The organism is Rossellomorea sp. GCM10028870 (assembly GCF_042666755.1).
Classification (GTDB): Bacteria; Bacillota; Bacilli; order Bacillales; family Bacillaceae_B; genus Rossellomorea.
The window spans coordinates 1491895-1512671 of sequence record NZ_JBHTGN010000001.1; the positions used below are offsets into that span (position 1 = coordinate 1491895).

The following is a 20777-nucleotide window of genomic DNA, read 5'->3' on the forward strand; positions in this document are numbered from 1 at the left end:
CTATCTTTACCCAATAGAGTGAAGGTGAAAACTTATAGAATAAACTGACTCAGATCCTTATCCTTCGATATGGCGCCTAACTTATCATCCACATACTGAGGTGTGATTTTAACCGTTTCTAGTGTAATGTCCGGAGCTTCAAAAGATAAGTCCTCGAGAAGTTTTTCCATAATCGTATGAAGTCTTCTCGCTCCTATATTATCGGTGTTCTGATTTACGTCATATGCAATTTCAGCTAATCTACGAATAGCATCGTCAGAAAATTCAATTTGTATACCTTCTGTTTCCATTAAAGCAATATATTGTTTGATTATCGCATTATCAGGTTCAATGAGTATACGCACAAAGTCTTCTGTAGAAAGCTTCTGAAGTTCCACTCTGATTGGAAAACGACCTTGTAATTCCGGGATAAGATCAGATGGTTTACTCATGTGAAAGGCACCTGCGGCAATAAAAAGCACGTGATCTGTTTTCACGGAACCATGCTTCGTGACAACCGTAGATCCCTCTACAACTGGAAGGATGTCACGCTGAACCCCTTCTCTTGAAACATCGGCTGAAGATTGGCCAGAGCCCTTGCTTGCAATTTTATCAATCTCATCGATAAAAATGATTCCTGATTGCTCTGCACGCACGATTGCCTCCTGGGTCACTTCGTCCATATCAATGAGCTTTTGAGCTTCCTCATTAGTAAGAACGATTCTCGCTTCTTTCACCTTTAATTTGCGTTTTTTCTTTTTCTTTGGCATGAAGCTGCTCATGGCATCCTGCATGTTCATCCCCATCTGTTCCATACCGGATCCTTGGAGCATATCGAACATGGAAGGCTGCTGCTCTTCTACTTCAATGGTGATGAACTCTTCTTCAAGCTCACCATTCTGTAGCCTCGTTTCCATTCTTCGTCTTTGCTCTTGAAGGGAACTCTCTTCTTGCTTTTCTTCCTCTTCTTCCGAAGTGCCCTGAGTCTGACTGCCACCAAAGATCATTTCAAATGGGTTTTTGTAAGAGGATGACTTTTTCTTAGATGGTACAACCATTTCGACTAAGCGTCGATTGGCGTTTTCAGCAGCTCTTTCACGAACTCCTACCATCTTCTCCTCTTTCACCAGCCGGACAGACGTTTCGACTAAATCTCTTACCATTGATTCTACATCACGTCCAACATAGCCTACTTCAGTAAACTTTGTAGCCTCCACTTTTACAAAAGGAGCTCTTACAAGCTTCGCGATTCTTCTGGCAATCTCTGTCTTTCCGACCCCTGTTGGTCCCATCATTAAAATGTTCTTTGGAATCACTTCATCCTTTAATACATCAGAAAGAAGGCTACGGCGATAACGGTTACGTAATGCAACAGCGACCGCTCTCTTTGCATCTTTTTGTCCTACAATATATTGATCCAGACGTTCAACAATTTGCCTTGGAGTTAAGTGATCGGTACTCTTCATCAAATGGCACACTCCTTACTTTCCCTATAGTGTGAAAGAATATAAAATTTCTACATAATGATCCATGTTTAAAGCTCTTCAACAATAATTTGATTATTTGTATATACACATATATCAGCAGCAATTTGTAAGGAAGATTGAGCGATTTCCCTTGCTGATAAATGGTCACCTGCGTATTGCTTTAATGCTCTTCCAGCAGACAATGCATAATTTCCACCTGATCCAATGGCTAAAATTCCATCATCCGGCTCGATCACTTCACCTGTTCCTGAAATTAGAAGCAAGTGATTTTCATCCATTACAATCAACATCGCTTCAAGCTTTCTTAACACCTTGTCGCTTCTCCACTCTTTAGCTAACTCAACAGCTGCTCTCGGAAGGTTCCCGTTAAATTCCTGGAGTTTCCCTTCGAACATTTCCGATAGTGTGAATGCATCTGCAACAGACCCGGCAAAACCTGCCAATACTTTACCATTAAAAAGCTTCCGTACTTTTTTTGCTGTATGCTTCATCACAACTGTATTGCCAAATGTAACCTGTCCGTCACCAGACATCGCACATTTGCCTCTATGTTGCACGGCAAAAATAGTGGTTGCGTGGAATTGTTCCATATTCTGACCTCCAACTCTTCTAAGCACGTGGATGATGTGCTAAATACGTTTTTCTTAACTGGTCCTTTGATACATGAGTATATACTTGAGTTGATGATAACTGAGAGTGTCCAAGAAGTTCCTGAACCGTTCTTAAATCGGCACCATTATTAAGTAAATGCGTAGCAAATGTATGCCTTAGCATATGGGGATGAATCTTTCCGGTCAAGGAAGCCTTCTCGATAATCTTATTTAAGATAAGACGTATCCCCCTTTGGGTTAATGCTCCGCCACGATGATTGACCAACAAATGGGTATGAGTTTGATTCTTCATTAACATGGGGCGTGATTGTGTTATGTATTGTTCTATAGCATCATGAGCAAAGCTGCCAAATGGTACATATCTCTCTTTGTTACCCTTACCTTTCACAAGAATTGTAGAAAGACCTAAATCTACGTCCTTCAGTTGCATATTTGTGCATTCACTTACGCGAATACCTGTTGCATAAAGAAGTTCAAAGATGGCTCGGTTGCGTATGTCTAAAGGTGTTTCTCCACCGCACGCTTCTAACAATACTTGTATTTCTTCCTCGTAAAAAAAGTTAGGCAATCGTTGTTCTTTTTTAGGAAGATTCACAAAGGAAAATGGATTAACAGTTAGCTGTTTTTCCCGATTTAAATAACGGTAAAAACTTCTTAAACTGGAAACCTTCCTTGAAATGGAAGACCTCATTAAACCATGATCATGCAGCTTGGTTAAAAAAAGTCTCGCATCAGAATACTCGACATCTTTTAATGAACTTAAACCTTGTTCTTTCATAAATACGTAGAACTCTTCAATATCATGACGATATTGTTCAAAAGTGTGAGCAGAATAATGCTTTTCTATTTGTATATATTCAGTAAAGGATTGTAATTGTTCATATAATTGATTTTTCATTTTCAACACCTCACAAGGGCTACTAAATAGTAACACAACCTAGCAGCCCTTGCAATGAATTTTACACTTTTTTCACAAAGTTCTGAATTGTTTCTAAGGCCCGAGTTGCATGCTGTTCATTACGCTCTTTCTTGCCTTTTACCTTTTTGGGTAAATCAGGGAAAAGACCGAAATTAGCATTCATCGGTTGGAAGTTATTTTTGTTGGCAGTCGTTATATATCTTGCCATGCTTCCAATCGCTGTTTCATGTGGAAATACTAGGGCTGATTCACCCTTGGCTATCTTCGCAGCATTGATTCCAGCAATCAACCCGCTGGCAGCGGATTCCACATAACCTTCCACACCTGTCATTTGGCCGGCAAAAAAAAGATTCTCATGTTCTTTTAATTGATAGGTATCTTTTAGAACATTTGGAGAGTTGATGAAGGTATTTCTGTGCATGACCCCATAACGGACAATATCTGCATTCTCAAGTCCCGGAATTAATTGGAGAACTTCTTTTTGAGGGCCCCACTTTAAATGTGTTTGGAAGCCTACAATATTATAAAGTGTGCCCGCTGCATCATCTTGTCTTAACTGAACAACAGCATAAGGTCGTTTACCTGTTTTAGGGTCTTCTAATCCCACTGGCTTTAAAGGGCCAAATAACATGGTTTTCTTTCCCCGGGAAGCCATCACTTCTATCGGCATGCAGCCTTCAAAGAAGATTTCTTTTTCAAACTCTTTCAAAGGCACCGTTTCAGCTGAAATAAGAGCTTCATAAAAACGATTGAACTCACTCTCTGTCATCGGGCAATTTAAATATGCCGCTTCCCCTTTGTCATATCGGGATTTCAAATACACTTTGTCCATATCAATGGAATCCTTCTCGATGATTGGAGCTGCAGCATCATAGAAATATAAATGCTCTTCACCTGTTACTTTTCTAATTTTCTCAGAGAGACTCTCACTTGTCAGCGGCCCTGTGGCTACAATGGTAATTCCTTCAGGTAGATCCGTGACTTCTTCATTGAATACTGTGACATTCGGGTGATTTTTTACTTTCTCAGTAACATGTGCTGCAAATTCATGGCGGTCGACTGCCAACGCTCCCCCTGCCGGAACTGAACATGCATCAGCTGCTGACATAATGACCGAGTCTAATTGACGCATTTCTTCTTTTAATACCCCAACGGCATTGGTTAATGTATTTGCTCTAAGTGAGTTGCTGCACACAAGCTCTGCAAATTTATCTGTATGATGGGCAGGTGTTTGGCGTACAGGTCTCATTTCATAAAGGTTTACCTTTATTCCCCTCTTGGCAATCTGCCATGCGGCTTCACTTCCCGCTAACCCTGCTCCAATAACATTTACTGGCATCTATATAAACCTCCTGTAAATCGATCCTTCGTCTTAACCATATTGTATTGTACACCAATGCACAAAGATAAAAAAGACAAAAGCATATTGAGAATTTGTCATTTTGACTAAATGCAAACAGAAAAGGGCTGACCCAACAGATAATAGAGAAATCACCTGTTGGGACAGTCCCTTGTTACATTGTATAAGTTCATTGTTCAACAATCAATCTTTTTATTGATCAGAGGAATAGGAAACTCACACTATTTCTGAGGTTCTTCTTTATAATCACAATTCGTACATTGAATTTGATTACCTTTTTTAAGCTTTTTCTCTACGAGCAATTCTGAACATTTCGGACATTTCCGTTCGATAGGTTTATCCCAAGATAGGAAATCACATTCAGGATACTGATCACAGCCGTAGAAAATACGCTTTTTCTTGCTTTTTCGCTCTATGATATTCCCTTTTTCACATTTAGGACATTTCACACCAATTTCCTTGACGATCGGCTTTGTATTTCTACAATCGGGGAAATTACTGCATGCCATGAATTTACCATATCTGCCCATTTTGAACACCATTGGATGTCCGCATTCTTCACAGTCTTCACCGGCAGGTTCATCGCGGATTTCGATTTTTTCCATCTCATTTTCCGCTTTTTCTAAGTGTTTTTCAAAATCCTGATAAAAACGGTCGATGATACTTTCCCATTTCACATTGCCGTCTTCAATATCATCAAGGCTGCGCTCCATGTTTGCCGTAAACTCTACATCAATGATCTCCGGGAAGAACTCTCTAACTAACTCTAAGACGATTTCACCCAGTTCCGTTGGAATGAAACGCTTATTATCAAGTGTTACATAGCCTCTTCGTTGAATCGTATCCAGAGTCGGGGCATACGTGGAAGGGCGGCCAATACCCAGTTCTTCCAATGTCTTAACCAGCCTCGCTTCTGTATACCTTGGTGGTGGTTGAGTGAAATGCTGATTTGGATCAATACTTTCACTTTTCACTTTATCGTTTTCTTCCAAGGCAGGAAGAAGATTGTCTTTTTCTTCTTTCTGATCATCAGATCCTTCAACATAGACTTTCATAAAGCCTGGGAACTTCACTTTAGAGCCGGTTGCTCTAAACATGACTGAACCATTTACGATATCAACGCTCATCGTATCCATGATTGCCGGGGACATTTCACTTGCCACAAATCGTTCCCAAATCAATTTATAAAGTCTGTATTGATCTCTTGAAAGATATTCTTTCACTGAAGCCGGATCCCTTAATGTACTGGTTGGACGGATGGCTTCGTGGGCATCTTGTGACTTTTGTTGTTTTTTCTCTTTGCGCTCAGTCTGCTTAACGAAGTCATTTCCATATTTATTAACGATGTAATCGTTCGCTTCTTTTTGAGCCACTTCTGAAATACGAGTCGAGTCAGTTCTCATATAAGTAATAAAACCAACCGTACCTTCTTTCCCCATCTCAATTCCTTCATATAATTGCTGGGCAAGCATCATCGTTTTCTTCGCACGGAAGTTTAACTTTCTTGCTGCTTCCTGCTGTAGTGAAGAAGTTGTAAATGGCGGAGCCGGATTCCGTTTTCTTTCCTTTTTTGTCACTTTGTTAATTTCAAAGGACTTCCCTTTTACTTTACCAAGCACTTCTTTCACATCTTCTTCGGTCTTCAATTCAACCTTCTTACCGTCCATTCCGTAAAACGATGCCTGGAATGTATCGTTCCCTTTTGTGAATTCAGCTTCTATTGACCAGTACTCTTCTGGAGTAAAGCTTTTGATTTCATTTTCACGGTCAATGATTAATCGTACAGCGACGGATTGTACTCTTCCTGCACTTAGACCTTTTTTAACTTTTTTCCAAAGGAGAGGGCTGATGTTATACCCAACTAATCGATCTAAAATTCTCCGTGCTTGCTGTGCATCGACTAAATCCATATTGATTGCTCGTGGATGCTTAAAAGATTCTTTAATCGCATCCTTCGTGATTTCATTGAAGACCACACGACACTCGGAACTCGTGTCCATATCAAGGCTGTGAGCCAAATGCCACGCAATGGCTTCTCCTTCTCTGTCGGGGTCAGCCGCCAGGAAGATTTTCTTTACTTTTTTTGCTGCGGTTTTCAGTTCTTTTAATACAGGGCCTTTACCACGTATCGTTATATACTTCGGTTCAAATTCGTTTTTAACATCCACGCCCATTTGACTCTTCGGTAAGTCTCTGACGTGTCCCATTGAAGCCCTGACCTTATATTTCTTTCCTAAATAACGTTCAATTGTTTTCGCCTTAGCCGGCGATTCCACTATTACTAAATAATCTGCCATCCAATAAGCCTCCTTAAAGAGGAAAATAATCACTGTTTATAGCACCTTGGAATGATAAAGATCCTAGCGTAACGGAAACGTTTACACTTTCATTCACATAGGTATAGAATTGATATCATTGTAGATAATCACTACTTTTAACGATTTATTTCTCTTATATATAGTTTTAGATACCTGTTGCAAAATGTATAACAGTTTCACAATAATTGCAACCATTTTGTATAAATTACTTGTAATTATTCAAACATTCGCAGGAAAAATCCCACTTTATTAAAAGATTCTATATCATATGTTCTGACTTTATACTCCCAGTTCTGAAAAAATATCTTCTATTGATAAGACCATTCTTGCACCTTCCTGGATTAAACTGTTGGTTCCTTCTGCTAATGGCTCAAATATGGATCCTGGTATACATAATACTTCTCTTCCTTCATTTAATGCATAATCAGCCGTGATGAATGTCCCGCTTTTTTTTCTTGCTTCCGTAACAAGCACTGCGTCGGAAAGACCGCTGATGATCCTATTTCTAAAAGGAAATTGCCATTTTTCAGGTTTGATATAAGGGGGATATTCAGAGAGGAGAAGCTGATGCTTCATCATATGATGGGCTAACCCTTCATTTTGCTTCGGATAAATGTGGTTGAAACCTCCAGCAAGTACACCTATCGTTTGGCCACCTGATTGAATCGTTTCGTTATGAGCCACCGTATCGGCACCTTGCGCTAGTCCACTTACAATGACTACCTCTTTCTTCACCAGCTTTGGAATCATATCGCGAAGAATTTTATCAGTATAAAAGGTGGCATTTCTCGAACCGATAATGGCCAATTTTTTTTGGCCATGAAGGAGATTCCTGTTTCCTTTTAAAAAGAGGAGAAAGGGGGGATCATATACGTTTCCCAATAGAGCAGGGTAGTCTTCGTCCATAATTGTGATCCATTCTATATCATTTTCCGAATAAAGCTTTTTGTATCGCTCTGAATCAAATGAATGAAGATCTCTATAGAAGAGTTCTGAATTGACATTGGTGGAAAGGATTATCTTTTGAAGGGTGGAAGGGGATAAATCAAAGATAGAGTGTAATTTCGGGAGCGATTCTAGTATTCTTTTTGTTCCTTTCAATCCAATTCCCCGACAATGATGAATATGAAATAGAATATGACGACGTTCTTTCATTTATTACCTCCTGAATATTGTTTAATAGAGGATATAAAACTGAGACTGATAGCTTGAATGCCATCAGTCTCAATCCATGATTAATGCGTTTTACATTTATCTAAGATTCCTTCTTCTTTAAGAACCTTTATTAATGTTTCTCCCATATCTGAAGGTGTAGGAGCAACTTGAATTCCGCATTCATTCATAACGCGAATCTTCTCATCAGCTGTTCCTTTACCGCCTGAAATGATCGCACCGGCATGGCCCATACGTTTTCCTGGAGGTGCTGTACGTCCTCCAATGAATCCTACTACAGGCTTAGTCATGTTGGCTTTAACCCATTCAGCAGCTTCTTCTTCAGCAGTACCGCCGATTTCACCAATCATGATGACGGCATACGTATCTTCATCTTCATTGAATGCTTTCAATACATCGATAAAGTCTGTTCCATTCACAGGGTCTCCACCGATACCGACTGCCGTCGACTGTCCGATTCCCGCTTGTGAAAGTTGGTGAACTGCTTCATACGTAAGTGTACCAGAACGTGAAACAACACCTACATGACCTTTCGTATGGATGTAACCAGGCATGATTCCGATTTTACACTCTTCAGGTGTGATGACTCCCGGACAGTTCGGTCCTACAAGGCGTGTTTTCTTGCCTTCCATATAACGCTTGACCTTCACCATATCCAATACCGGGATATGTTCAGTAATACAGATTGCCAAATCAAGCTCGGCATCTACCGCTTCCATGATTGCATCTGCTGCAAACGGAGCAGGAACATAAATGACGGATGCATTTACGCCAGTTGCTTTCTTTGCTTCTTCAACTGTATTGAAAACAGGTACGCCTTCAACCTCAGTTCCGCCTTTTCCTGGTGTTACACCTGCCACGATTTGTGTACCGTATTCAAGCATTTGCTTCGTATGGAAAAGAGCTGTTGATCCTGTAATCCCTTGTACAACAACCTTGGTATCTTTATTAATAAATACGCTCATTAGTCCCCCGCCTTTCTCAGCCTACTTGCTCAACGATTTTTTGTGCGCCGTCCGCCATAGATTCAGCTGCAATGATATTCAATCCTGATTTATTAAGGATTTCTTTCCCTAAGTCAACATTTGTACCTTCAAGACGAACCACAAGAGGAACTTGAAGACCGATTTGCTTAGCTGCTTCTACAACACCTGTTGCAATAACATCACATTTCATGATTCCACCGAAGATATTGACGAAAATACCTTTAACGTTTTCATCAGAAAGAATGATTTTAAATGCCTCTGTTACCTTTTCCGCTGTCGCACCGCCCCCAACATCAAGGAAGTTAGCGGGATCTCCGCCGTAATGCTTTACGATGTCCATCGTTGCCATGGCAAGACCTGCTCCATTAACCATACAACCGATATTACCGTCAAGGGAAATATAGCTCAGGTCATATTTAGAAGCTTCGATTTCTTTTGCATCTTCTTCTTCAAGATCGCGTAGTTCAATGACATCTTTTTGACGGTATAATGCATTTGAATCGAAGTTGAACTTCGCATCAAGTGCCATGACGTCTCCGTCACCTGTCACAACCAATGGGTTGATTTCGACGATTGATGCATCCTTTTGGATGTACACGTTATAAAGACCCATCATGAACTTGGCTGCTTTTCCAACCAGTTTTTGAGGGATATTGATGTTGAATGCAATGCGTCTGGCTTGGAAGCCTGTTAATCCAACAACTGGATCGATGTACTCTTTAAAGATTTTTTCCGGTGTTTTTTCTGCTACTTCCTCGATTTCTGTTCCGCCTTCTTCAGAAGCCATCAGGACAACTTGGGAAGTCGCACGGTCAAGTACCAGACCTACGTAATATTCTTTCTTAATATCACAGCCTTCTTCGATAAGTAAGCGCTTTACTTCCTTACCTTCAGGGCCTGTTTGGTGAGTTACTAATGTTTTGCCGATTAACTCATCTGCATATGTACGCACTTCGTCCAGGCTTTTAGCGATTTTCACTCCGCCAGCTTTACCTCGACCACCTGCATGGATTTGGGCTTTCACTACATACACGCTGGAATCTAATGTCTTCGCCGCTTCTACTGCTTCTTCAGCTGTAAAAGCCACTTTACCATTTGGTACGGATACCCCGTAATTTCTGAGGATTTCTTTACCTTGATATTCATGGATATTCATTTTCCATCCTCCTATCAAACTCTTCAAAAAATAGACTGCGCTTTCATTGTATAAAATGACAGTATATCTGTCTACCATTATGCTAAAAATATTATATTAATTTTAAAATTCTGAACTTGAAATAGTAGAATTACTCCATATGCTCCGTTGTTCCTGAAGTGACTATCCTTGAAATTATTATTCTTAAAAAATATAATTTGCTATTCTAATTCGTGTTGATGCCTTTTAGTGACAGGAAGTATATTCGATTGGCAAAGAATTATCCCTTCCCCGCTATATCCCGATCTAATCGATAGATGAAAGCAAAAACCTCCGCTACAGCGCCATATAATTCTTCGGGTATTGATTCTCCTATATCCAGGTTCCCAAGAAGTGAGAGTAAGCTCTTGTCTTCTTGTACAGGTATTTGATGGTCTTTTGCTTGAGCCAAAATGTTTTCAGCAATGATTCCCTTCCCTTTAGCAAGGACCTTTGGAGCTGATTCACTACTTTGATTATATCCTAAAGCAATCGCTTCTTTTCTCTCATGAGGGTTTTTCATATCTTTAAATCAACTCCCGAAAACGTTTTAAAACGTTCTGCCATGATTTTATCAGAAAGCTCAACCTGCTTATCCGGAGCTTTCACCTTTACCATAGATAGTTGATAGTCCAGTTTCTCCAGACCTTCTTTTAATCCAGGAATAAATGATCTGGACATCCTCTCTGCGTTTGGGTGGTCATTCCAAACGGTCAAGGAGACCACCCGGTTTTGAACCTGCATATCGATCAATGTCTCTCTCATGATATCCAGCTCTAAATAAAATAAAACCCGGCAGTAGTCTCCATCAATCACACCTTTTTGTTTCTCTTTCCCTGTCCATTGAAGGGTGATATCGGTGCCCTGTCCATTTAGAGAAAATGGGAATTGCTGTACGATTGTTAGAAAAGGAGAACTCTCCTGTGATTGAAGCACTTGGTGGTTCATTTTGAGAACAAGATCATCGGCTAACATTCGAATATCTGCGAGTGGGTGATTTTGACTTAACCCAATGAGATACTGCTTAATTGTTGGATGATTTTGAAGCTCTTGTCCGTTTTTTTGTAACTGAGCTTCAAAGTTAATCCCAAACGTTCCAATTACTTTTTTCAGCATCCTTGCCAGTTCTTCTCCCCGAATCGTCTGAGTGATTTCTTGCTCTATCTGTAGGTGAAGTTTTTGTAATAGCCGTTCCATGTTCGATGCAGGTGCTCCTTTTCCATAAGACTGCAAGAGCCTCATATAGTTCATCTCAATGGACCGCCATTTTCCCTCTCCAACTACTCCCATCAGCTCTTTAGCTGCCACAAAGGAAGGTTTATCCATTTCTCCATTTAGTACAGTCTCCGAACTCAATAGTATATTAATCCATTTATCGATATGAGTTCCAGATCGTTTAGGAATTTCCGGGATCCTGCCGGTAGTCGTTGATAGGAGCTGATTCAGATCATTTCGAAGCTTTACGGGAGCTGGACCTGGATGATTTGCCAATTGGGTTCTTAGAATATCGATCTTTCTTTCCCACTGCCCGTATGTAGACTGTTTCAGTTCTTCTGAAAGCATTGTCTTTAACCCTTTCCTCCACTGATTCATGGGAGTGTCTTTCGGAAAGACTCCTAGTGATTTCAATAGATCGAAATGGCCTAATCGATTTGAGAAGGTTTGGGATGAATCAACTAAACTGGATAAGGCATTTATCACAAGTTTTTCAGACGCCAGCCTATTCAACGGTTTCTGGATCCCCGTAAGTAAATGAAGTGCGGCCGTGCCCCCTCCAGTTCCCCTTAACTTTGAAGACAGCTCATTTAACATGGATAAAATGCTGGTGGTTGAAGTTCCCGCTCTCATTGAGAGAAAGACCCTGTCAGAAAGCGGCATGTTCCTCTTAGCCATTTCAACCAGGGTTTTCACATTTTCCGATGAATCCTTCCCTTTCAAATGTTTCTCTCCGAATAATAGCAGTTCTTTATGAATGGGAATGTTTTTTTTCATTAGATCCATTACAAATTCGTTCATTTCTTTTCCACTTGTTGATATGGAAAAATGCTGTAATAGATTTGCTGCTATTTGCTTTCCATTTTCTACTCCAGTTTGCCCACGGCTCGGGATCAGATGTAGACTTACACTACTTTCAGATTGCTTCACTTCTACCCAATAACGTTCTCCAGCTTCCATAGGCGCTTCAATTTTCGCAATAAACCGTTGTCCATTTGCTGACACCACCGCATTGCCCTCTCCTAACAGCTTATGGACGCTGATAATTAGAACTTTTCCACTTTGAATGGAAAAGGGCTTTTGATCAAGGGGCTGGTTACTGTAAATACCATGAATATGGGTCATATCCTTATCTCCCGTTCATTGTGAATCCTAATCGTTTATACAGGCGAACCGGCTGCTAATCTATAGCAGCTCCTTCACAGGTGCAAAGGTCTTTCGATGAATGGGCGTCACTCCTAATTTCTCCAGCCCGCCTAAGTGATCCTTTGTTCCATATCCTGCATTTTTCTCAAACGCATATCCAGGATAGGTAGCGGCATACTCCTTCATCAGCCTGTCACGTGTCACCTTGGCAATGATGGATGCTGCGGCGATGGATATACTTTTCGAGTCTCCTTTAATGATCGACTGACTCGGAAAGGGCGATTGAATTTTCATCGCATCGATCAGTAAATACTCAGGCTGAACCGGCAGGCTGTCGATCGCTTCACTCATAGCCTTTTTTGTAGCCTGATATATATTTATGGAATCAATTTCTTCCGCATGTACCATTCCTACTCCAACAGATGTTGCGTGTTCCATGATGTATTCATAGAAATCTTCTCTTCTTGCTTCTGTTATCTTCTTGCTATCATTTAATCCCGCCAAATAGAAGTCATGGGGCAGGATGACGGCAGCCGCTACCACAGGACCTGCTAAAGGACCTCTGCCTACTTCATCGATTCCTGCAATAAGGGTGAATCCTTGCTGGCGAAGTTCACTTTCATATTGAGTAAGGACGGCAAATTCTTCTCTTTCCTTCTCTCGTTTCATCTGCTCGCGTTCAATCTGTTTTAATAGTTTTTGGACACCAATTCTTTTGTCCTTCTTCAATCCCTCAAGAATCGGATCATGAGCAGAAGCAGACTTGATGATTTCACTTATTTCCTTAATGGTCATATGTACTGTATTCATATTGCTCCTCCTATCTATATCGGATGTACTTCACATAAATAAAGAGGCTGCGCTAAAGAGATCCCCTCTTTTTACAGCCTCTTTTTTATTCGCTCTCCCGCTCAGTCTCACCAATGATGTCAAACGTCATGGGTCCTAATTGTACATTTCGAATGTCACGGACGATAATTTCAGATGTCTTGTCATAGTTCACTTCTCCACCAGCCATCAGACAGCCTCTTTTAGCTCCGATTTTATCGAAGCTATCCACTACTTCTTCAGGTATTCCTTCGAGGCCGTAGCGCTCTTCTAATCGCTCTGGATAGTTCTCTTCAAGAAATCGCAAACCATAAACGGCGATATCCTGTAAATTCAGGATGGTATCTTTAATGGCACCGGTCAATGCCAGTTTATATCCAACTTGCGGATCTTCAAACTTAGGCCATAATATACCAGGCGTGTCGAGCAGCTCAAGCTCTTTCCCTACTTTGATCCATTGCTGGGCTTTTGTCACTCCAGGAGTATTTCCTGTTTTCGCTATATTTTTCTTAGCCAGGCGATTGATTAATGTGGATTTTCCTACGTTAGGAATACCGACAATCATGGCTCTTATGGCACGAGGTCTCATTCCTCTTGATTTCATGCGGTCGAACTTTTCTTTTAATATTTCTTTAGCGGCTTGAACTATGACTTGAAGTCCTTTGCCAGCCTGTGCATTTACAGCAAGGGCTGTTATTCCTTGCTCTTTAAAATAAGAAATCCACTGATTCGTTCTATTTGTATCTGCCATGTCTGCTTTATTTAACAAAACAAGTCGCGGCTTTTGTCCAATAATTTCTTCTATCATTGGATTTCTTGATGATAACGGTATTCTTGCATCTACTAATTCAATCACAATGTCTACAAGTTTTAACTTCTCAGTAACTTGCCTACGAGCTTTAGCCATATGCCCTGGGAACCATTGTATTGTCATATGACCACCTCCAAACAACTTTTTTCTATTATTTCACGAAACCTATATCTTTAACAGGCCAATAGATCACTTTTGTATCACCGATGACTTCTTCCATTGGAACTGTACCGATGTGACGACTATCTTTACTGAATCGGCGATTGTCACCCATCACAAAGATTTCCCCTTCAGGAACAGTGCCTTTTTCAATGATATCATTTAAAGTGAAATCTTCTGTTAACACACCTTCATTTAATTGATCTTTATACTCTTGTAAGTATGGTTCATTATACGCTTTTCCATTAATATATAATGTGTCATTTTTGTACTCTACTTCATCCCCCGGGAGCCCGATGACGCGTTTAATATAGTCTTTTTGTTCAGGTGCATGGAAAACGACGATATCAAATCGCTCCGGCTCCCCTAATTTACTTACAATCATTCGATCTCCATTATGTAAAGTAGGCATCATTGATAATCCATCGACAACAATGGGTGCAAATAAAAAGAATCTGATAATTGCAGCTAAACCTACTGCGATCAACAGTGCCTTCATCCACTCCCACCACTCATTTTTCTCTTTAACCACATCTCCACCACCCAATGTATTTTTCTATCTTTTTCTATTCTACTAGAAATTCTTGTATTTCTCATTAAAAAAAGGTGGCTTCATTAAAATAGTCAGGCCGTTTTTCCGCGGATGTTTCATTTATTTCACAACAAATCTTGTAAAATAAGGAAAAGGAGCTTGTCTCCAAGCTCCTTTTCTTACGTTCTTATCGAATTTCTTTAATACGTGCCGCTTTACCACGCAGGTTACGCAGGTAATAAAGTTTCGCACGACGGACTTTACCGCGACGAATAACTTCTAATTTAGCGATCTTTGGTGTGTGTACTGGGAACGTACGTTCAACACCTACACCGTAAGAAATTTTACGAACTGTAAATGTTTCGCTGATACCGCCACCGCGGCGTTTGATTACTACTCCTTCGTATACCTGAATACGTTCACGAGTACCCTCAACGATGTTAACGTGTACACGTACTGTATCACCAGGACGGAAAGATGGTAGATCAGAGCGAAGTTGTTCTTTCGTAATATCTTCGATTAATTTGTGCATCTTTTTCAACTCCTTCCAACAGATGCTCTTACAAAAGCGATTGATTGCAGCGGAACATCGGGATCAATGGCAACAGGGGATAACCCCTCAAGCCACAAAGAATATAATATCACACAGACAACCAGGATGCAATAGCCTATTTAGACTTTCTCCATTCCTCTATCCAGGCTTTTTGTCGATCTGTGAGCTTATAGCTTTCCAATAGATCCGGTCTTCTTTCATAGGTTCTTCTCAAACTCTCTTTCTCTCTCCATTCATCGATCAGACGGTGATTCCCTGAAATCAGCTCCTCCGGTACCTTCATCCCCCTAAAGTCGGACGGGCGGGTATAATGGGGATGTTCAAGGAGTCCTGACGAGAACGAATCCAGAATGGGAGAATCCTCATTCCCAAGCACACCTGGAAGCAGGCGTACTACACTATCAATGACCACCATGGCGCCAAGCTCTCCACCAGTCAAAACATAGTCTCCAATCGAAATTTCATCTGTGACAACATGCTCCCTGATTCGCTCATCGTAGCCCTCATAGTGCCCACATATAAATACGAGATGATCTTCTTTGGCCAATTCCTCAGCCTTTTGTTGAGTATAGCGTTCACCTTGGGGACACATGAGGATAACCCTCGGTTTTGATTGTTGTTCACTCTTCAATGCGTCGACGGCATCAAAAATAGGCTGGGGCTTCAAAACCATACCTGCTCCTCCACCATACGGATAATCATCGACTTGATTATGCTTATTGTCAGCGTATTCCCTGAAGTTAATCACATTATAGCTTACAGCTTCTTTTTCATGTGCTTTCTTAAGTATCGATTCACCTAATATTCCTTCGAACATAGGTGGGAAAAGAGATAGGACATCAATTCGCATCATGATAACAAGCCTTCCATAGGTTCTATCGTGATGAGCTGCTTCTCAATATCGACGGTTTTCACAATATCCTCAATGTAAGGAATAAGGTGTTCTTTCCCCCGTTGACCCTTCACTACCCAAACGTCATTCGCTCCGGGGCTCAGAATCTCTTTAATCGTCCCCAGTTCTTCTCCTTCAGTCGTAACGACCTTACAGCCAACGATTTCATGGAAATAGTATTCCCCTTCTTCAAGTTCCTGTAATTGGTCTTCTTGAACCTTTAAGATGCCTTCTTTAAATTTCTCAACCTCATTAATGTTTTCATAACCCTCAAAGGTCAGTAAATCAAAGCTCTTATGATTTCTATGAGATTTAATCACGAGATTGATCGGTTCATTATTTTGACCTTGGAACAAATAAAGTGTGTTCCCTTTTTGATAGCGTTCTTCCGGGAAGTCGGTAGTCGAGACGATCTTTACCTCTCCTTTAACTCCGTGCGTGTTGACGATCTTACCTACATTAAACCACTTTTCCATAGCTTTCACCTCTTGCATTAACGAATTTCTTTCACAATACCATCTTCTACGACAATCGTCTTAGAAAGTGCTTCTTCCTCCCAATTGTCACCAACTTGAATGTCCATCATACCTTGGACTTCCCTTTCCTTTAGTTCGCTTCCGATAGGCAGGATATTTAACTGCTCGATTTGGAATTCCAAGAGCTTGATCTTTTCAGCACGTTCATTCAATTCTCTTTCAAAATGCTGACTTAACTTATGTGACGGGTATTTCTTCCCACGTTCGATCTTTTTCATTTCGAACTGCAACTGGTCACATTCCTTGGCTAAATGAAACTTTTGATTTTCATATCGTTTCATTAACAAGTCCTTACTGTTTACTGTCAGCACTTGTTTAATCGTAATCGTATGTATCACATTCAAAAGCTCTTCCTCCTCCTTCTATTCACCCCACGCTGTCATATTAAATCCTTAGGGTGTTCTCTTCGGGGAGTGTTGGATTGTACCATTTTTTCTTTATATACAGCAGCCTAAGCCTATGAAAAAGGGGACTGACGTCTTAAGGCTATATAGTAACCTTGTGGGTCAGTCCCCTGGTTCTAAAAGAGCAAGTGTTGAAGGTCTAAAGCCTCATGAGAAGGCAGCTGATGAAAGCTTCCTTACTCCACTATCTCTAAAAAGATTTTCTTCTGTTGTGAAGATCCTGCTGCAGCGTATACCACAGTTCGAATCGATTTAGCTACTCTCCCTTGTTTCCCAATAACCTTCCCCATGTCCTCGGGATGAACAGATAACTTATACGTTATGCCGTTCGTTCCTTCATCCGTTTCGATGTGGACCGCGTCAGGATGGTCAACTAAGGGTTTCACAATCGTTAGAATAAGATCTTTCATCGATCTAATCGATTACTTGCTGTTTTTAGCATTGTGGAATTTTTCCATAATGCCTTGTTTTGAGAATAGGTTACGAACTGTGTCAGATGGTTTAGCACCATTAGATAACCATTTAAGAGCTAACTCTTCATCGATTTTCACTTCAGCTGGTTTAGCAACCGGGTTGTACGTTCCAACTGTTTCGATTTGACGTCCATCACGTGGTGAACGAGAATCTGCAACTACGATACGATAGAAAGGAGATTTTTTTGCTCCCATACGTTTTAATCTGATTTTTACTGCCATAATTAAAGCACCTCCGAATAGTTTCACACAAGTTAGTATAATATCAAATGTGTATTTTGTTTGTAAAGTGTTTTTTCTTAACAGTTCTATTTTTCTTATGAAAAACAGAATGAATTGCTTACATAAATGGGAATTTCATCCCTTTTTTCTTACCTTTTCCTTGCATGCCGCTCATCTGTTTCATCATTTTCTTCATATCCTCGAATTGTTTCAGAAGCCGGTTTACCTCTTGAATAGAAGTTCCACTTCCTTTGGCAATCCGTTTACGGCGGGAAGCATTGATGGTTTCCGGATGAATTTTCTCATCACCAGTCATGGATTGGATAATCGCCTCTACATGACTGATCTGCTTGTCATCGACTTGCAGCTTATCCAGACCCTTCATTTTGTTTGCTCCCGGCATCATTTTGAGTAACTCATCAAGTGGACCCATTTGCCTTACTTGACCTAATTGCTCAAGGAAATCATCAAATGTGAAAGACATGGTACGCATTTTTTGTTCCAGTTCTTTGGCTTTCTCTTCATCCACATTGGCCTGAGCCTTTTCGATGAGGGATAAAACATCCCCCATACCGAGAATCCGTGACGCCATACGCTCAGGATGGAATGCTTCCAAAGCATCCATCTTCTCGCCCATCCCAACAAATTTAATTGGTTTTTCAGTGACTGAACGGATGGATAATGCGGCCCCGCCACGTGTATCACCATCAAGTTTTGTCAGCACAACACCGGATATGCCAAGAGCTTCATTGAAGCTTTGCGCAACATTTACTGCATCTTGACCAGTCATGGCATCCACCACAAGGAAAATTTCCTCTGGATTTGAGAGTTCTTTAATTTCTTTCAACTCTCCCATTAGATTTTCATCAATGTGAAGTCGACCTGCCGTATCAATCAGAACATAATCGTGATGTTCTTCTTTTGCCTTTTCGATGGCTTGCTTTGCAATTTCCACCGGACTGACCTGATCCCCCAATGAAAACACAGGAAGGCTTAATTGCTTCCCGATGGTTTCTAACTGCTTGATTGCAGCAGGACGGTAAATATCAGCAGCCACTAAGAGTGGTTTGCGGTTATGTTTCTTTCGAAGCAGGTTCGCAAGCTTACCAGTGGTGGTCGTTTTACCTGCACCTTGTAAACCAACCATCATAATGACAGTCGGAGGACGTTTAGCGACGGCAATCTGACTTTGTTCGCCACCCATCAAGTTTGTAAGCTCTTCTTGAACAACTTTAATGACCTGTTGTCCAGGTGTAAGACTTTTCATGACTTCCTGTCCGACAGCCCGTTCACTTACTTTCTTGACGAATTGCTTCACCACTTTAAAATTAACGTCTGCTTCTAAAAGAGCAAGACGAACTTCACGCATCATTTCTTTAACATCCGCTTCTGATATCTTTCCTTTTCCACGGATTTTTTGTATTGTACCTTGCAGTCGGTCGGCTAATCCTTCAAATGCCATTCATGCCGCCTCCTAATCCAATATTTCAAGATCATCAATGAGTTTTAAACAATGAGAAGAATCGATTGATGGTTCTTCTATTTTTTGTCTGAGTTGATCAAGAATCTCGTTGCGTTCTTGAAATTTTTTAAATAATAAAAGCTTTTCTTCGTACTCCTCGATCATGGCCTCTGTTCGTTTAATGTTATCATACACTGCTTGTCGACTAACATTATACTCTTCAGCGATTTCCCCTAAAGAGAAATCATCCAAATAATAGAGGGACATATAGCTTCTTTGCTTAGGAGTTAACAAAGATTGATAAAAATCGTAGAGATAATTCATTCTGGTTGTTTTCTCCAGCACGGATATCCCTCCTTGTTAAGTGAAAAACCTTTACATATGAAGAATACAGTCTTTACGGGCGTTTGTCAAGGATACTTATAGATTTTTCAGAGAGAAAACCTAAAAAAACATACTGATTCCGTAAACAAAAGAAGAGTAACCTGCAAGACCGCTTCTCAAAGTCTCTCATCAGGCTACTCTATCGATTCTTGTATCTATTCTTCTTCTTTATCAACCAGGTTTGAGAATAAGCCATAGACATACTTTTCAGCGTCGAACGGCTGGAGGTCGTCCATTTTTTCTCCAAGACCTACATATTTCACAGGGATTTCGAGCTCGTTTCTGATCGCAAGGACAATACCACCTTTTGCTGTACCATCAAGCTTCGTCAGGACGATTCCTGAGACGTTTGTTGCTTCTTTAAAGGTTTTCGCCTGTACCATTGCATTTTGACCTGTGGTTGCGTCAAGAACGAGTAATACTTCGTGAGGAGCTCCCGGAATTTCTCTTTCAATCACTCGCTTCACTTTTTCAAGCTCTTTCATAAGGTTCACTTTATTTTGCAACCTTCCTGCCGTATCACAAATGAGTATGTCTGCTTTTTTCGCTTTGGCAGACTGGACGGCATCAAACATAACCGCCGCAGGATCGCTTCCCGCCGCCTGCTTAATGACCGGAACTCCTACACGTTCACCCCATACTTCAAGCTGCTCGATCGCTCCTGCTCGGAATGTGTCACCTGCAGCAAGAACAACATTCTTACCCTGTTCCTTAAACATATGGGCCATTTTTCCGATGGTCGTCGTTTTTCCGACACCGTTCACCCCGACGAATAATAAAACTGTTAGCGCATTGTCTTGAATGTTCAGGCTGCTGTCTTCTTCACGATCCCCCTGGTAGATTTCTACGAGCTTCTCTGAGATGACAGATTGAACATCTTCCGTGTCTTGAATATTCTTTCGCTTCACTTCAAGCTTTAGTTCATCAATCAGCTCCATCACTGTATCAAAGCCGACGTCCGCTCCTATCAGGATTTCTTCCAGCTCTTCAAAGAAGTCTTCATCGACTTTGCGGTATCTGGCAACCAGGTCATTCATCTTTGAAGTGAAGTTGTTCCTCGTTTTACTTAATCCATCTTTAAATTTCTCTGTTACATTATCACTCGACTGTGTAAATTTATCTTTAAGTTTCTTAAAAAAACTCATTCTTCCGC

General features: G+C 40.8%; 22 protein-coding genes. All 22 read right to left on the reverse strand.

Going from position 1 to position 20777, the window contains the following annotated elements:
* Nucleotides 1–32: 32 nt before the first annotated feature.
* The gene (gene hslU / locus ACFQWC_RS07720; RefSeq protein WP_299741291.1) at nucleotides 33–1445 is read right to left on the reverse strand and encodes an ATP-dependent protease ATPase subunit HslU; all 1413 of its coding nucleotides are present in this window, start codon (nucleotides 1443–1445) and stop codon (nucleotides 33–35) included.
* Nucleotides 1446–1513: 68 nt separating this feature from the next.
* Nucleotides 1514–2056 (reverse strand): ATP-dependent protease subunit HslV, encoded by a 543-nt coding sequence (hslV, locus tag ACFQWC_RS07725; protein WP_044337408.1) that lies wholly within the window; start codon nucleotides 2054–2056, stop codon nucleotides 1514–1516.
* Nucleotides 2057–2075: 19 nt separating this feature from the next.
* Nucleotides 2076–2975, reverse strand: coding sequence for a tyrosine recombinase XerC (gene xerC, locus ACFQWC_RS07730; protein ID WP_299740834.1), 900 nt, complete (start codon nucleotides 2973–2975; stop codon nucleotides 2076–2078).
* Nucleotides 2976–3036: 61 nt separating this feature from the next.
* Complete coding sequence (gene trmFO / locus ACFQWC_RS07735) at nucleotides 3037–4335, reverse strand: FADH(2)-oxidizing methylenetetrahydrofolate--tRNA-(uracil(54)-C(5))-methyltransferase TrmFO (protein WP_299740832.1); 1299 nt, start codon at nucleotides 4333–4335, stop codon at nucleotides 3037–3039.
* A gap of 242 nt (nucleotides 4336–4577) precedes the next feature.
* Nucleotides 4578–6653 (reverse strand): type I DNA topoisomerase, encoded by a 2076-nt coding sequence (topA, locus tag ACFQWC_RS07740; protein WP_341357865.1) that lies wholly within the window; start codon nucleotides 6651–6653, stop codon nucleotides 4578–4580.
* Between the two features lie 300 nt (nucleotides 6654–6953).
* Entirely contained in the window at nucleotides 6954–7829 is an 876-nt protein-coding gene (gene dprA / locus ACFQWC_RS07745; protein WP_299740828.1) for a DNA-processing protein DprA, read from the reverse strand.
* Between the two features lie 80 nt (nucleotides 7830–7909).
* Nucleotides 7910–8812: a succinate--CoA ligase subunit alpha gene (gene sucD, locus ACFQWC_RS07750; RefSeq protein WP_044337414.1), complete on the reverse strand. Its 903-nt coding sequence runs from the start codon at nucleotides 8810–8812 to the stop codon at nucleotides 7910–7912.
* Nucleotides 8813–8828: 16 nt separating this feature from the next.
* Nucleotides 8829–9989 (reverse strand): ADP-forming succinate--CoA ligase subunit beta, encoded by a 1161-nt coding sequence (sucC, locus tag ACFQWC_RS07755; protein ID WP_299740825.1) that lies wholly within the window; start codon nucleotides 9987–9989, stop codon nucleotides 8829–8831.
* Between the two features lie 259 nt (nucleotides 9990–10248).
* Nucleotides 10249–10530 (reverse strand): EscU/YscU/HrcU family type III secretion system export apparatus switch protein, encoded by a 282-nt coding sequence (locus ACFQWC_RS07760; RefSeq protein ID WP_113968236.1) that lies wholly within the window; start codon nucleotides 10528–10530, stop codon nucleotides 10249–10251.
* Nucleotides 10527–12347 carry a hypothetical protein gene (locus ACFQWC_RS07765; RefSeq protein WP_377106797.1) on the reverse strand — a complete coding sequence of 607 codons (1821 nt, stop codon included), beginning with the start codon at nucleotides 12345–12347 and terminating at the stop codon, nucleotides 10527–10529. Before ACFQWC_RS07765 ends, ACFQWC_RS07760 begins: the two co-directional genes overlap by 4 nt.
* A gap of 60 nt (nucleotides 12348–12407) precedes the next feature.
* A complete protein-coding gene (locus tag ACFQWC_RS07770) occupies nucleotides 12408–13178 on the reverse strand; it encodes a ribonuclease HII (protein WP_377106799.1) in 771 nt (256 codons plus the stop codon).
* 85 nt (nucleotides 13179–13263) lie between these two features.
* Nucleotides 13264–14130: a ribosome biogenesis GTPase YlqF gene (gene ylqF / locus ACFQWC_RS07775; RefSeq protein ID WP_299740816.1), complete on the reverse strand. Its 867-nt coding sequence runs from the start codon at nucleotides 14128–14130 to the stop codon at nucleotides 13264–13266.
* Nucleotides 14131–14158: 28 nt separating this feature from the next.
* Nucleotides 14159–14698 (reverse strand): signal peptidase I, encoded by a 540-nt coding sequence (lepB, locus tag ACFQWC_RS07780; protein ID WP_299740814.1) that lies wholly within the window; start codon nucleotides 14696–14698, stop codon nucleotides 14159–14161.
* 187 nt (nucleotides 14699–14885) lie between these two features.
* Nucleotides 14886–15230 (reverse strand): 50S ribosomal protein L19, encoded by a 345-nt coding sequence (gene rplS / locus ACFQWC_RS07785; RefSeq protein WP_032088854.1) that lies wholly within the window; start codon nucleotides 15228–15230, stop codon nucleotides 14886–14888.
* A gap of 136 nt (nucleotides 15231–15366) precedes the next feature.
* Nucleotides 15367–16101 (reverse strand): tRNA (guanosine(37)-N1)-methyltransferase TrmD, encoded by a 735-nt coding sequence (gene trmD, locus ACFQWC_RS07790; protein ID WP_299741290.1) that lies wholly within the window; start codon nucleotides 16099–16101, stop codon nucleotides 15367–15369.
* Nucleotides 16101–16619 (reverse strand): ribosome maturation factor RimM, encoded by a 519-nt coding sequence (gene rimM / locus ACFQWC_RS07795; protein ID WP_299740811.1) that lies wholly within the window; start codon nucleotides 16617–16619, stop codon nucleotides 16101–16103. The genes trmD and rimM overlap by 1 nt, the downstream gene beginning before the upstream one ends.
* Nucleotides 16620–16636: 17 nt before the next feature.
* On the reverse strand, nucleotides 16637–17023 hold the full coding sequence (locus ACFQWC_RS07800; protein ID WP_299740809.1) for a YlqD family protein: 387 nt from the start codon (nucleotides 17021–17023) through the stop codon (nucleotides 16637–16639).
* A 236-nt stretch (nucleotides 17024–17259) separates the two neighbouring features.
* A complete protein-coding gene (locus tag ACFQWC_RS07805; protein WP_299740807.1) occupies nucleotides 17260–17493 on the reverse strand; it encodes a KH domain-containing protein in 234 nt (77 codons plus the stop codon).
* 12 nt (nucleotides 17494–17505) lie between these two features.
* Complete coding sequence (gene rpsP / locus ACFQWC_RS07810; RefSeq protein ID WP_032088859.1) at nucleotides 17506–17778, reverse strand: 30S ribosomal protein S16; 273 nt, start codon at nucleotides 17776–17778, stop codon at nucleotides 17506–17508.
* 118 nt (nucleotides 17779–17896) lie between these two features.
* On the reverse strand, nucleotides 17897–19240 hold the full coding sequence (ffh, locus tag ACFQWC_RS07815; protein WP_299740804.1) for a signal recognition particle protein: 1344 nt from the start codon (nucleotides 19238–19240) through the stop codon (nucleotides 17897–17899).
* A 12-nt stretch (nucleotides 19241–19252) separates the two neighbouring features.
* Nucleotides 19253–19564, reverse strand: a complete 312-nt coding sequence (locus ACFQWC_RS07820) for a putative DNA-binding protein (RefSeq protein ID WP_371928757.1) — start codon at nucleotides 19562–19564, stop codon at nucleotides 19253–19255.
* Between the two features lie 215 nt (nucleotides 19565–19779).
* Complete coding sequence (gene ftsY / locus ACFQWC_RS07825) at nucleotides 19780–20769, reverse strand: signal recognition particle-docking protein FtsY (RefSeq protein ID WP_299740801.1); 990 nt, start codon at nucleotides 20767–20769, stop codon at nucleotides 19780–19782.
* Nucleotides 20770–20777: the final 8 nt, after the last annotated feature.